The following is a 12,580-nucleotide window of genomic DNA, read 5'->3' as shown; positions in this document are numbered from 1 at the left end:
GCAGGAGGCGCTCCCGCACCACCATGGGCGACCCGACCACACCAGGTCACTCACACGAGTGACATTCCGTACGGCGGTTCCTCTACTTGGTCACGGACACACCGGCGGCTGCTCACCGGGGTTTCGGGGAGCGTGCCACCTCACTGATCCGTTCCCCGCACGTCCCCCGCACGCGGCAGCCGCCACGAGCGCGTCCGCGTGGGCGAGCGCGGCCCGAGTCGCCCACGACTACCCGTCGCCCCGGGCCGTCGCCAGCAACTCCTCCGCATGAGCCCGGGCCGTCTCGGAGTCCTCCTGCCCCGCCAGCATCCGTGACAGCTCCCGGATCCGTTCCTCGCCCTCCAGCACCTTCACCCCGGAGCGCGTCACGGACCCGTCGTTGGTCTTCTCCACCAGCAACTGCCGGTCGGCGAACGCGGCGACCTGCGGCAGATGGGTCACGACCACGACCTGCGCGGTCCTGGCGAGCTTGGCGAGCCGCCGGCCGATCTCGACCGCGGCCTTGCCGCCGACCCCCGCGTCGACCTCGTCGAACAGATACGTCGGCACGGGATCGGTCCCGGCGAAGACCACCTCCACCGCGAGCATCACGCGCGACAGCTCACCACCGGAAGCCCCCTTGGCGATGGGCCGCGGCGGCGCCCCCGGGTGCGGCGCCAGCAGCAGCTCGACCTCGTCGGCACCGGACGGCCCGTACGCGACCGCACGCCCCCCGACCTCGACGCCCTCCGGGTCCTCGGTCTGGCGGATGGCGAAGGACACGCGCGCGTGCGGCATGGCCAGCGACGCCAGCTCCGCGGTCACGGCCGCCGCGAAGCGGTCCGCGGCCTCCGTCCGCGCGTCCGTCAGGGCCTGTGCCATCCCGCCCAGTTCGGTCCGCAGCGCGTCCCGCTCGGCGGTCAGCTCCTCGATCCGTTCGTCGTCGCCGTCCAGTTCGGTGAGGCGCGTGGCACTCTGCTCGGCCCACGCGAGCACGGTGGCCACGTCCTGCCCGTACTTCCGCGTCAGCGCGGTCAGCGCGGCACGGCGCTCCTCGACCGCCGCGAGCCGCAGCGGATCGGCGTCCAGGTCGTCGGCGTACCCGGCCAGTTCCCCGGCCACGTCGCCCAGCAGGATCCCGATCTCGCCGATCCGGTCCGCGAGCGCGGCCAACGCGGGATCGTGCGACCGTACGGCCTCCAGCGCCCGGTGTGCGCCCGCGACGAGCGTCGAGGCGTCCACGCCCTCCGGGTCCTCGGGATTGCCCGCGAGAGCGGCGTGTGCGGACGTCGCGGCGGATGCCAGCGCCTCCGCGTGCCCCAGCCGCTCGGCCTCCTCGGCCAGCTCCACGTCCTCGCCGGGCCGCGGCTCCACGGCCGCGACCTCGTCGAGGCCGTAGCGCAGCATGTCGGCTTCCTGCGCCCGTTCACGCGCGCGCGTGGTGATCTCGTCCAGTTCCGTGGAGATGGCACGCAGACGGCGGTAGGCCTCCCCGTACTTGGCGAGGGGCACGGTCACCGTGTCCCCCGCGTACCGGTCGAGCGCCTGCCGCTGCCGGGACAGCTTGAGCAGTCCCTGCTGGTCGGTCTGCCCGTGCACGGCCACCAGCTCGTCGGCCAGCTCGGCGAGCATGCCCACCGGCACGGAACGCCCGCCGAGGTGTGCCCGCGAGCGCCCCTCGGCGGAAACGGTACGGCTGATGAGCAGCGCCCCGTCGTCGAGTTCGGCCCCGGCCTCCTCGGCGCGGACGACCGCCGAGGCGCCCACGGGCACACTGACCCGCCCCTCGACGAGCGCGTTCTTCGCTCCGATCCGTACGAGCGCCGGGTCCGCGCGTCCGCCCAGCAGCAGGCCGAGGCTGGTGACCACCATGGTCTTGCCCGCACCCGTCTCACCGGTGACGGCGGTGAACCCGGGCGACAGCTCGACGACTGCGTCGTCGATGACTCCGAGCGACCGTATCCGCATCTCCTCCAACACGCCCCCGACCATACGAGGTTTTCTCGGCCACGTGCGACGCCGCCCCCCACAACGAGAACGGGGCGTTACCTTCGTCAGTCCATCCTCGTTGGGCTGACAGCTTCCCGCCCACGCGGGGGTGGTCCGGTCGTCACCGTTTTGGAAGAGTGACGGATGCGGTGGTCCCCGCCAACGCGGGGGTTGGCCGGCGCCCGGGCAGCATCCGTGGCGCCGGGCGCAATCTAATGCGGCGCCCCGCGCCACCCCGAAACCGGCAACGCGAACTTCGCCACCAACCGATCGGTGAACGACGCATGGTGGAGCCGGGCCAGCCGCACCGGCACAGCCCCCCGCCGCACCTCGACCCGCGCCCCCGGCGGCAGCTCCACGGTCCGCCGCCCGTCGCACCACAACACGCCCGGCGGGATATGCGGCAGGACCTCCACGGCGAGCACGGAGTCCGGCGACGTCACCAACGGCTTCGCGAACAGCGCGTGCGCGCTGATCGGCACCATCAGCAGCGCCTCGACCTCCGGCCACACCACCGGCCCGCCGGCCGAGAAGGCGTAAGCCGTCGACCCGGTCGGCGTGGACAGCACGATCCCGTCGCAGCCGAAGCCCGTCACCGGCCGCCCGTCGATCTCCAGCACGACCTCAAGGAGCTTCTCGGCCCCCGCCTTCTGCACGGCCGCTTCGTTGAGCGCCCAGTCGGTGTGCACGATCTCGCCGTTGCGGTGCACGACGACGTCGACGGTCATGCGTTCCTCGACCTCGTACGCCTTGGTCACCACCCGGTCGACGACCTTGTCCAGGTCGTCCCGTTCGGCCTCGGCGAGGAAGCCGACGCTCCCGAGATTGACGCCGAGCATCGGCACCCCGGAGGCGCGGGCGAACTCCGCGCCGCGCAGCAGCGTGCCGTCGCCGCCGAGCACGATGAGCAGCTCACACCCTTCGAGGCACTGCGGAGTGGCCTCCTTGACCAGCTCCACCTCGTCCGGCAGCGGCAGGTCGCGCGCCTCGTACTCCAGGACGCGCACGCCGAGCCCGGAGCGCAGCAGCCCCTTGACCACGAGTTCGGCGCTCCGGATGGCCGCCGGCCGCCCGGTGTGGGCCAGCAGGAAAACAGTACGAGCTCGGTTCTGCGTCAACGCGGCCCCTCCGCCACTGCACGGTCAACATCGGCCGGATCCAGCGCGGGTGCCCCGGCTCGCAGCCACAGAAAGTACTCGACATTGCCCGAAGGTCCGGGCAGCGGGCTGGCGGTCACGCCGCGCACGCCGAGCCCCAACTCCCCCGCCTTCTCGCCCACTGAGCGCACCGCCTCGGCGCGCAGCTCCGGGCTGCGTACGACTCCGCCACTCCCCAGCCGCTCCTTCCCCACCTCGAACTGCGGCTTGACCATCATCACCAGATCGGCGTCCGGTTTCACGCACCGCACCAGGGCGGGCAGCACCAGGCCGAGCGGGATGAAGGACAGATCCCCCACGACAAGATCCACAGGCTCCCCATCGATCGCTGCGAGCGTCAACTCGCGTACGTTCGTACGGTCCTTGACGGTGACGCGTTCATCGCTTCGCAGAGACCACGCAAGTTGTCCGTAGCCGACGTCGACGGCGATGACATGCGCGGCGCCCGCCCGCAGCAGGACATCGGTGAAACCGCCCGTGGACGCGCCGGCGTCGAGCGCCCGCCGCCCCTCGACCGCCAGCCCCTGCGGCACGAACGCCTTCAGGGCGCCGGCGAGCTTGTGGCCGCCGCGGGAGACGTAGTCCGGATCTCTGTCGTCCTGTGCGACCACGATCGCGGCGGCGGTCTCCACCTGGGTGGCGGGCTTGGTCGCCATGGTCTTGCCGACGGTCACGCGCCCGGCCTCGATCAGCTGGCTCGCGTGCTCCCGCGAGCGCGCGAGCTTCCGTCGCACCAGCTCGGCGTCGAGACGGCGGCGTGCCACTCCTGCCACGTGTGGTTCAGCTCCTGTGTTGGTCCTGTGCGGGTACCGACTGGATGGTGTGGCCCGAAGGGCCTCGCCCGGACGCCGGAGGTCCCGGGCGGGCGTCGAGCGCGGTCAGCGCGTCCCTCAGCCCCCCGTGTACATCCTCGTACACCTCGACGTGTCCGTCGGTGCCGAGGTGGTCGGCGTCCCCCAGCCGGTCGAGGGCCGCGTCGACGTCGGCGTTGCCGGTGGGGGTGCGCGGCACGCCGAGCGGGGCCGGGGCGGCCGGGTAGTACGCGGGCTCACCCTCCGGCTCGGGCTCGGGCACGCCAGGCTCCGGGGCCCCCTCTTGCGGGGCCTCGGCGTCCGGACTTGAGTCACTCATGCCCCGACGCTACCGCGAAGCCCCTGGGTACCGTGGATGAAGCCCTGGGGTACCGTCGATCGCGATGGCCACGATTGAGGAGTGCCGCAGCGCACTCGACAAGCTCTCGGAGAACCTGGCGGGCGCCAATGGCGACGTCCGCAGCGCCGCCGCGCTCGACCGCTCGCTGAGCTGCCACATCACCGACCTGGACGTCACCTTCGCCGGCCGCCTGACGGACGGCCGGATCCACGTACAGGACACGCTCCAGGGGCCGCCTCGGGAGAGGGCCGAGATCCGTCTCACGATGACCGGCGATGACCTGGTCTCCATGGTCAACGGCGAGCTCCACTTCGCGAAGGCCTGGGGCTCCGGCCGGGTCAGGCTGGAAGCGGGCCTGCTCGACCTCCTGCGCCTCAGAAAGCTGCTGTGATCAGAACGCGTCCGTCACCCGAACGCGTTCGTCATCGTGATGCTTCGGTCATCAGGAGGACGCCTCTGCCGCAGCCACCCGGGTACGGGCCTTACGCGCCGCCGGCACCACCAGCGGCGTCCCCGTCTCCGGGTCCTCGATGACCTGGCAGCGCAGCCCGAAGACGTCCTCGACCAGCCCGGCCGTGACGATGTCGGCGGGCGACCCCTCGGCGATCACCTGACCGCCGCGCAGGGCGATGAGGTGCGTGGCGTACCGGGCGGCGTGGTTGAGGTCGTGCAGCACCGCCACCAGCGTCCGCCCCTGCTCCTCGTGGAGTTCCGCGCAGAGGTCGAGCACGTCGATCTGGTGCTGGATGTCCAGATAGGTCGTCGGCTCGTCGAGGAGCAGCAGCGGCGTCTGCTGGGCGAGCGCCATGGCGATCCAGACGCGCTGCCGCTGGCCGCCGGAGAGCTCGTCGACGTAGCGGTCCGCGAGCTCCGCGACACCGGTCGACTCCATCGACTCCCGTACGACCCGCTCGTCCTCGGTCGACCACTGCCGCAGCAGCCCCTGGTGCGGGTACCGCCCGCGCCCCACCAGGTCCCCGACCGTGATCCCGTCGGGCGCGATGGACGACTGCGGCAGCAGCCCCAGCGTCCGGGCGACCTTCTTCGCGGGCATCGACTGGATGACGTCCCCGTCCAGCAGCACCCGCCCCTGGGACGGCTTCAGCATCCGGGAAAGGGCGCGCAGCAGCGTCGACTTGCCGCAGGCGTTGGGGCCGACGATCACGGTGAACGAGTTGTCGGGGATCTCCACCGACAGCTGCTCGGCGATGACGCGCTGGTCATAGGCGAGGGTGACGTTCTCGGCGGACAGGCGGTTCACAGTGCTCCTCGTGCTCTTGTCGTTGTTCTCGTTCGCGGGCGTGCCGTTCGCCGACGTGCCGCTCATATCCGCCCGGCCTTCCGCTCGGTGACCAGCAACCACAGAAGATAGACACCGCCGAGGACCCCGGTCACCACGCCCACGGGCAGCTGGTCGGCGCCGAAGGCCCGCTGCGCGGCCCAGTCCGCGGTGATCAGCAGGGTCGCGCCCATGCACATGGACGCCGCGAGGTTCGGTCCGGGAGAGCGGGTCAGCCGCCGTGCGAGCTGCGGTGCGGTCAGTGCGACGAAGCCGACCGGCCCCGCGGCCGCGGTCGCCCCGGCGGTGAGCAGCACGGCCGCCACCATCAGCAGCATCCGCAAGCGCTCGACACGCACCCCGAGGGCGTACGACACGTCGTCGCCCATCTCCGTCATCCTCAGCCCGCGCGCGTTCGCCAGCACCAGCGGTACGAGGACGGCGCACATCCAGAGCAGCGGCCAGACCTGGGACCAGTCACGGCCGGCCAGGGAGCCGGTCATCCACACGACCGCGCGGGCCGCGTCGACGAGGTCGGCCTTGGTGATCAGATAGCCGTTGACCGCGGTGACGATCGCGGATACGCCGATGCCGACCAGGACGAGCCGGTACCCGTGCACGCCCCGCTTCCAGGCCAGCAGATAGATCGCGAGCCCCGTCACGAGGCCGCCGACGAGCGCCCCGGCCGTGACCTGCCCCGCGGAACCCGAGAACAGCACGATCACGACGAGCGCGCCCGCGGTCGAGCCCTGCGCGAGGCCCAGCACATCCGGACTGCCCAGCGGATTGCGGGAGATCGACTGGAACAGCGCACCGCCGAGGCCGAGCGAGGCACCGACCAGCAGCCCGACGAGGACGCGCGGCAGCCGCAGCTCGTTGACGATGAACTCCTGGCCCGCGTCGCCGTTGCCCATCAGCGTCCTGAGAACGTCTACGGCCGGGATCGGGAAGTCGCCGGTGCCGATCAGGACGACGCTCGCGGTGAACGCGGCCAGCAGCAGCGCGACGACGACGGTGAACGCGCGCACGTCCACGCGCACCGAGAGTCCGCCCGGCGTGCGGACGACGCGGTCGCGCAGGGCGGCCCTGCGGGTGCCCGGCCCGGTTCCGTCGGACGTGCGTATGGCGGGTGTGTCCATGACCTTCACAGCTGAGTCGTCCTCCGCCGCCGTACGAGAAAGATGAAGACCGGGCCGCCGAGCACCGCGGTGACGATCCCGACCTGAACCTCCGCCGGCCGCGCCACCATCCGCCCGATGACGTCGGCGCCGAGCAGCAGCACGGGCGACAGGATCGTCGCGTACGGCAGGATCCAGCGCAGGTCGGGCCCGGTGAAGGACCGTACGAGGTGCGGGACCATCAGCCCGACGAACACGATCGGCCCGCAGGCGGCGGTCGCGGCCCCGCACAGCACGGTGGCGGCGGCCATCGAGAGCGCGCGAGTGCGGCCCAGGCCGGCGCCGAGCGCGCGGGCGGTGTCGTCGCCCATGGCCACCGCGTTCAGCGGCCGGGCCAGGAACAGCGCGAGGACCAGGCCGACCCCGAAGAACGGCAGGACCTGGGTGATGGTCGAGTCGGTCGCCGAGGCCAGCGAACCGACCGTCCAGAAACGCATCTTGCCGAGCGCCGCCCCGTCCGTGATCATCACGGCCTGGAGGTAGCCGTAGAGCGCGGCCGTGATCGCCGTACCGGCCAGCGCCAGCCGCACGGGCGTCGCCCCACGGCTGCCACCGAGGAACCAGACCAGCGCCCCGACCACGGCCGCCCCGAGGAACGCGAACCACACATAGCCGCTCAGCGAAGTGACACCGAGGAACGTGATGGCGGTGACGACGGCGGCGGACGCGCCCGCGTTGATGCCGAGCAGCCCGGGGTCTGCCAGCGGATTGCGGGTCAGCGCCTGGAGCAGAGCACCCGACAGGCCGAGCGCGGCCCCGGCGAGCAGCCCGAGGACGGTGCGGGACAGCCGCTCACCGACCACGACGTCGCCGTACGTCCCGGTGTCGTCGAACAGGCCGTGCCAGACCTGCTCCAACGAGAGCTCTTTCGCACCGATGGCGATGCTGGCCAGGGCGACCAGGGCCAGGATTCCCACGGAGGTGAGGAGTCCCATGGTCCGTATCGCCCGACGTTCGGGGGGCGCAGCGGTGGTCACCGCGCGCTGCTCAGGAGGACTGTCGACGAACACCAGGTTAGGTTAGCCTACCCTCGCCCCGGTCTCGATCTCGCCCTGGTCTCGATCCCGCCCTGCTTGCCCTCACAGCCCGAGCCGCGCCAGCGCCTTCCCTCCGTCCAGCCCGCACGAGCCCGCCCCGGCCGCCGTCCAGGCCGCCGCACACAACGCGCGCAGCCCGTCGAGCACCTCACCGTCGCCCTCCAGCTCCAGCCGGTCGCTCCCGGCCGTCGCCATCCAGCCACCGCAGCGGAAACCCTCGGCCGCCTCGACGACCTCGGGCTGCCCGGTGAGCAGCCCGCGCAGATCCGCGTCGACGTACGTAGGCCGGTGCTGCGGCGGCGCGGCCAGCAGCTGCGCGCCGTCGGTGACCCCGGTCAGTACGAGCAGCGAGTCCACTTCGCCGTTGAAGGCTCCCTCGATGTCCGTGTCCAGCCGGTCCCCGACCACGAGTGGCCGCTCTGCGCCCGTGCGCAGGACCGTCTCCCGGTGCATCGGAGTCAGCGGCTTGCCCGCCACCTGCGGCTCGGCGCCCGTGGCGATCCGTACGACCTCCACCGCCGCCCCGTTCCCGGGGACGATGCCGCGCGCACTCGGAATGGTGAGATCCGTGTTGGACGCGAACCACGGCACCCCGCGTCCGATGGCGTAGCAGGCCTCGGCGAACCGCCCCCACGGCAGGTCGGGCCCGCCGTAGCCCTGCACCACCGCCACCGGGTCGTCGTCGACGGACTCCACGGGCTCCAGCCCCCGCTCCCGCAGCGCCACCCGCAGCCCGTCCCCGCCGATCACCAGCACGCGGGCCCCGGCGGGTACCTGCTCGCTGATGAGCCGGGCCACTGCCTGCGCCGAGGTGATGACCTCACCGGCCTCGGTCGGTATGCCCAGCGCCGTGAGGTGCTCGGCCACCGTGTCGGGCGTCCGCAGCGCGTTGTTCGTGACGTACGCGAGGTGCATCCCGCCCCCACGTGCCGTGCCGAGCGACTCGACGGCGTGCGCGATCGCGCTCCCACCCGCGTACACCACGCCGTCCAGATCGAGCAGCGCCGTGTCGTACGCCTCGCTCAGGGGCCGGCCACTGCCCTCAGGCCGCGTCCTGACGGTCTGGCTCATTGCACATCGCTCCTCGGTCGATCACGTGCCGATCTCTCGGTCCGATCATCGCGCATGCCACTGACACACATACGATGCCTCAATGAACTATGCAGGTCCCGCGAAGGAGACCCCGGCGCGCAGTGGCCTCGAACTGTCCCCGTTCCGGGGCCTTCGCTACGCCCCCGACCGGGTCCGCAGCCTGTCCGCGGTGACATCCCCGCCGTACGACGTGGTCGTACGCCCCGACGGACTGCTCCACCTCGAGTCCGCCGACCCGCACAACATCGTCCGCCTGATACTCCCGCAGGCCCCCACCCCCACGGCCCGCAACGACCAGGCGGCGGCCACCCTGTACCGCTGGCTCTCCGACGGAGTCCTGGTCGCGGACGACGAGCCCGGCCTGTACGTGTACGAGCAGCGTGACGGCGGCGGCATGCTGCAGCGCGGCGTCATAGGCGCCCTCCGCCTGTCGGAGCCACCGGACGGCGTGGTCCTCCCTCATGAGGACGTCATGCCCCACGTGGTCGACGACCGCGCGGCTCTGATGCGCGCCACCCGCGCCAACCTCGAACCCCTGCTCCTGACGTACCGCGGCAACGGCTCGGCAACCGGCACGAGAGCCGTCATCGAGCGCACCGCCGAGCGCCCGCCGCTCCTCGCCACGACCACGGAGGACGGCTTCAGCCACCGCCTGTGGGCCGTGACGGACCCGGCCGACCTCACAGAGATCCGATCGGACCTCGCCCACCACCAGGCCCTCATCGCCGACGGCCACCACCGCTGGGCGACATACCTGCGTCTACGCGCGGAGCACCCTTCCCCCAGCCCGTGGGACCACGGGCTGGTCCTCCTGGTCGACACGGCGCGCTACCCGCTCCGGGTCCGCGCGATCCACCGCCTCCTGCACCGGCTCCCCCTGCCGGAAGCGCTCTCCGCCGTGGCGGACCACTTCCGCGTACGCCGCCTCGACGTCCCGCTCTCCGAGGCCCTGGCGGCCCTGGCCGACGCGACCTGCACGGGCAACGCCTTCCTCCTCGCCGGCGACGGCGCCTTCCACCTCCTCGACCACCCGGACCCGGCCCTCCTGGACCGTACGGTCCCCGCCGACCGCCCGGAGGCCTGGCGCACCCTGGATGCAACGGTGCTGCACGCCACTCTCCTGGACCACGTGTGGCACATCCCGGAGGACTCCCCCGCGCACGTCGCGTACATACATGACGCAGCGGCCACCGTCGCCAAGGCGGAGCGGGACGGCGGCACCGCGGTCCTGATGCACCCCGTCCGCGAGGATGTCGTCCGCGACCTCGCCCGCCAGGGTGTCACCATGCCCCGCAAGTCGACGTCCTTCGGCCCGAAGCCGGCGTCGGGCCTGGTCCTGAGAGCACTGGAGATCTGAAACACGAAAATGGCGGGACCCGCGCGTCACGGGCCCCGCCATAAGTCGTCAGACATCACCTGTCGCGGATGTCAGCTGTCACGGACGTCAGCTGTCACGATCCTCGGAACTGTCCTCGGTAGAAGCGGCGGGAGCACCGCGCCCGTCACCGAGACCGTCCTTCTGCTCCTCACGACCGCTCTTGACGTCGCCGTCGCCCTCGTTCTCGTTCTCGTTCTCGTTCTCGTCGAGGGCGTCGACGAACTCGACGCCGTCCATCTCCGCAAGCCGGTCGGAGGCATCCGTACTGCCGTCCTTGTCGGCCTCGACGGCCTTGGCGAACCACTCACGCGCCTCGCCCACACGTCCGGCCGCGAGCAACGCGTCGGCGTACGCGTACCGCAGCCGTGCGGTCCACGGCTGAACGGAGTTGGAGGCCAACTCGGGGCTCTGCAAGGTCACAATGGCCGCGTCGAGCTGCCCCATGTCCCGCCGGGCGCCGGCCGCCACGAGCCGCATCTCGACCTGCCCGGCCTTGTCCAGCTTGTGCACCTCGGGCGCTCCGGCCATGTCCAGTGCCTTCTCGGGCCGCCCGAGACCACGCTCACAGTCGGCCATGACGGGCCACAGGTCGATGTTCCCGGTCATGCGCCGCGCGGCCCGGAACTCCGCGAGAGCCTCGCTGTACTTCTGGTTCGCGTACGCGGCGAAGCCGGCCGCTTCCCGCACGGCGGCGACGCGCGAGGCGAGCCGCAGGGCCACCCTGGAGTAGCCGTAGGCACCCTCGGGGTCCTCGTCGATGAGCTTGGCGACCATCACCAGGTTCTTGGCGACGTCGTCGGCAAGCGTCTTGGGCAGGCTCTGCAACTCCTGCCGTACGTCCTTGTCGATCTCCTCGCCAGTGACGTCCTCGGGGATCGGCAGCCGCTTGATCGGCTCGCGGTCCCGCTCCCTCTCCCGGTCCTCACGGAAGCGCCCGCCACCACGCCGGTCGTCGCCACGCCCATGGAAACCACCGGGACGCCCGGGCCGACCACCACGGTCGTCACCGCGGGGCCCGCGACCACGATCGTCACGGCCGCGGAAACCACCGCGCTCACCACGGCTGTCGTCACGCCGGAAGCCACCGCGCTCGCCACGGTCACCGCGCTCGTCACGGCGGAATCCGGGACGTGCCCCTCGGTCGCCCTCTCGGCGGTCGTCGCGGCGCCCTCCGTAGCCACCACGCTGGTCATCACGCCGGAAGCCACCCCGGTCACCGCGGTCGTCGCCACGCCGGTCATCACGGCGGTCATCCCTGCGATCGTCGCGCCGATCGCCACCCCGGTCGTCGCGCCCTCGGAACCCACCCCGGCTGTCATCCCGGCGGAAGCCACCACGCTCGTCACGCCGGAACCCACGGTCCCGGTCCCGGTCACGGTCGTCGCGGCGGAACCCACCACGATCACCACGGTCACCTTCACGCCGGTCGTCCCGCCGCTCACCTTCACGCCGGTCGTCCCGCCGGTCGTCACGCCGGTCGTGACGCCCGTCTCCGTAGCCACCACGCTGATCATCACGCCGGAAGCCACCCCGGTCACCGCGGTCGTCGTCACGCCGGAAGCCACCGCGCTCGCCACGGTCACCGCGCTCGTCACGGCGGAATCCGGGACGTGCCCCTCGGTCGCCCTCTCGGCGGTCGTCGCGGCGCCCTCCGTAGCCACCACGCTGGTCATCACGCCGGAAGCCACCCCGGTCACCGCGGTCGTCGCCACGCCGGTCATCACGGCGGTCATCACGGCGGTCATCCCTGCGATCGTCGCGCCGATCGCCACCCCGGTCGTCGCGCCCTCGGAACCCACCCCGGCTGTCATCACGCCGGAAGCCACCCCGGTCACCGCGGTCGTCGCCACGCCGGTCATCACGCCGGTCGTCGCGCCGGAACCCGCCCCGATCACCGCGGTCACCATCACGCCGGTCATCGCGCCGGTCGTCGCGCCGCCCATAGCCGCCACGGTCATAACCGCCTCGGTCGTTGTCGCGACGGGGACCACCTCGGTACCCGCCACGGTCGCCGCGGTCACCACTGTCCCGGCGGCGCTGATCGCGCTCCGGTCGCTCGTCGGGAGAGTTGGTGGACATCGGGGACTCCTGTCTTCGGTACCGCAGTCATTCTTGCGCAGCCGAGTACCCGGTGCGCTCCGGAAAAACGAAAGGACCCCTGGCCCCAGCTGAACGCTGGGACCAGGGGTCCTCCAAAGATTGTTCGGCGGCGTCCTACTCTCCCACAGGGTCCCCCCTGCAGTACCATCGGCGCTGTAAGGCTTAGCTTCCGGGTTCGGAATGTAACCGGGCGTTTCCCTCACGCTATGACCACCGAAACCCTATTGGTTTCGAGCGAA

The 12,580-nt window shown here is 71.7% G+C and carries 12 protein-coding genes and 1 rRNA gene; 3 read left to right on the top strand and 10 right to left on the bottom strand.

What is annotated here, in order from left to right:
- Positions 1-228 precede the first annotated feature (228 nt).
- From recN to E0500_RS34325, 4 genes are all read right to left on the bottom strand, one after another.
- On the bottom strand, positions 229-1,971 hold the full coding sequence (gene recN / locus E0500_RS34340) for a DNA repair protein RecN (protein WP_131558864.1): 1,743 nt from the start codon (positions 1,969-1,971) through the stop codon (positions 229-231).
- A gap of 209 nt (positions 1,972-2,180) precedes the next feature.
- Positions 2,181-3,086 (bottom strand): NAD kinase, encoded by a 906-nt coding sequence (locus tag E0500_RS34335; RefSeq protein WP_131558862.1) that lies wholly within the window; start codon positions 3,084-3,086, stop codon positions 2,181-2,183.
- Positions 3,083-3,898 carry a TlyA family RNA methyltransferase gene (locus E0500_RS34330; RefSeq protein WP_131558860.1) on the bottom strand — a complete coding sequence of 272 codons (816 nt, stop codon included), beginning with the start codon at positions 3,896-3,898 and terminating at the stop codon, positions 3,083-3,085. The genes E0500_RS34335 and E0500_RS34330 overlap by 4 nt, the downstream gene beginning before the upstream one ends.
- Before the next feature lie 7 nt (positions 3,899-3,905).
- Positions 3,906-4,256, bottom strand: a complete 351-nt coding sequence (locus tag E0500_RS34325) for a hypothetical protein (RefSeq protein WP_131558858.1) — start codon at positions 4,254-4,256, stop codon at positions 3,906-3,908.
- A gap of 64 nt (positions 4,257-4,320) precedes the next feature.
- Between E0500_RS34325 and E0500_RS34320 the strand changes: the two genes are divergently transcribed.
- Complete coding sequence (locus E0500_RS34320; RefSeq protein WP_131558856.1) at positions 4,321-4,668, top strand: sterol-binding protein; 348 nt, start codon at positions 4,321-4,323, stop codon at positions 4,666-4,668.
- A gap of 51 nt (positions 4,669-4,719) precedes the next feature.
- On the opposite strand, the gene E0500_RS34315 is transcribed toward E0500_RS34320, so the two are convergent.
- The 4 genes from E0500_RS34315 to E0500_RS34300 all read right to left on the bottom strand — a co-directional run bounded on the left by E0500_RS34315 (position 4,720) and on the right by E0500_RS34300 (position 8,842).
- Entirely contained in the window at positions 4,720-5,604 is an 885-nt protein-coding gene (locus E0500_RS34315) for an ABC transporter ATP-binding protein (RefSeq protein WP_131558854.1), read from the bottom strand.
- Positions 5,601-6,695: an iron chelate uptake ABC transporter family permease subunit gene (locus E0500_RS34310; protein ID WP_258573714.1), complete on the bottom strand. Its 1,095-nt coding sequence runs from the start codon at positions 6,693-6,695 to the stop codon at positions 5,601-5,603. The genes E0500_RS34315 and E0500_RS34310 overlap by 4 nt, the downstream gene beginning before the upstream one ends.
- Positions 6,696-6,700: 5 nt before the next feature.
- A complete protein-coding gene (locus E0500_RS34305) occupies positions 6,701-7,744 on the bottom strand; it encodes an iron chelate uptake ABC transporter family permease subunit (protein WP_131558852.1) in 1,044 nt (347 codons plus the stop codon).
- 69 nt (positions 7,745-7,813) lie between these two features.
- Positions 7,814-8,842, bottom strand: a complete 1,029-nt coding sequence (locus E0500_RS34300; RefSeq protein WP_131558850.1) for an HAD hydrolase-like protein — start codon at positions 8,840-8,842, stop codon at positions 7,814-7,816.
- A gap of 82 nt (positions 8,843-8,924) precedes the next feature.
- Between E0500_RS34300 and E0500_RS34295 the strand changes: the two genes are divergently transcribed.
- Positions 8,925-10,220: a DUF1015 domain-containing protein gene (locus E0500_RS34295; RefSeq protein WP_131558848.1), complete on the top strand. Its 1,296-nt coding sequence runs from the start codon at positions 8,925-8,927 to the stop codon at positions 10,218-10,220.
- Between the two features lie 87 nt (positions 10,221-10,307).
- Here the strand turns inward: E0500_RS34295 and E0500_RS43340 are convergent, their stop codons facing one another.
- A complete protein-coding gene (locus E0500_RS43340) occupies positions 10,308-11,123 on the bottom strand; it encodes a tetratricopeptide repeat protein (RefSeq protein ID WP_220141635.1) in 816 nt (271 codons plus the stop codon).
- An 81-nt stretch (positions 11,124-11,204) separates the two neighbouring features.
- On the opposite strand from E0500_RS43340, the gene E0500_RS43335 reads away from it, so the two are divergent.
- Positions 11,205-12,413: a hypothetical protein gene (locus E0500_RS43335; RefSeq protein WP_220141839.1), complete on the top strand. Its 1,209-nt coding sequence runs from the start codon at positions 11,205-11,207 to the stop codon at positions 12,411-12,413.
- Between the two features lie 29 nt (positions 12,414-12,442).
- On the opposite strand, the gene rrf is transcribed toward E0500_RS43335, so the two are convergent.
- Positions 12,443-12,559, bottom strand: a 5S ribosomal RNA gene (gene rrf, locus E0500_RS34285).
- Positions 12,560-12,580: the final 21 nt, after the last annotated feature.

Source organism: Streptomyces sp. KM273126, from assembly GCF_004337435.2.
In the GTDB taxonomy this organism is placed as follows: domain Bacteria; phylum Actinomycetota; class Actinomycetes; order Streptomycetales; family Streptomycetaceae; genus Streptomyces; species Streptomyces acidicola.
This window is presented reverse-complemented; position numbering and strand designations above follow the sequence as displayed.